The following is a 262-nucleotide window of genomic DNA, read 5'->3' as shown; positions in this document are numbered from 1 at the left end:
CCACAGTAGCTCAGTGGTAGAGCAATCGGCTGTTAACCGATCGGTCGTAGGTTCGAGTCCTACCTGTGGAGCCATATGGAGAGCTGTCCGAGCTGGCCGAAGGAGCACGATTGGAAATCGTGTAGGCGGTGTAAAACCGTCTCGAGGGTTCGAATCCCTCGCTCTCCGCCAGGTACTTTCCTAAGGTTGGCCCGTTGGTCAAGCGGTTAAGACACCGCCCTTTCACGGCGGTAACACGGGTTCGAATCCCGTACGGGTCACC

General features: G+C 57.3%; 2 tRNA genes. Both read left to right on the top strand.

Going from position 1 to position 262, the window contains the following annotated elements:
* Positions 1-77: 77 nt before the first annotated feature.
* Positions 78-171, top strand: a tRNA-Ser gene (locus SAY88_RS25190).
* Between the two features lie 17 nt (positions 172-188).
* Positions 189-260 (top strand) — tRNA-Glu (locus tag SAY88_RS25185).
* Positions 261-262 lie beyond the last annotated feature (2 nt).

The organism is Halalkalibacter flavus (assembly GCF_036663575.1).
Taxonomy (GTDB): Bacteria; Bacillota; Bacilli; order Bacillales; family Bacillaceae_D; genus Halalkalibacter; species Halalkalibacter flavus.
This window is presented reverse-complemented; position numbering and strand designations above follow the sequence as displayed.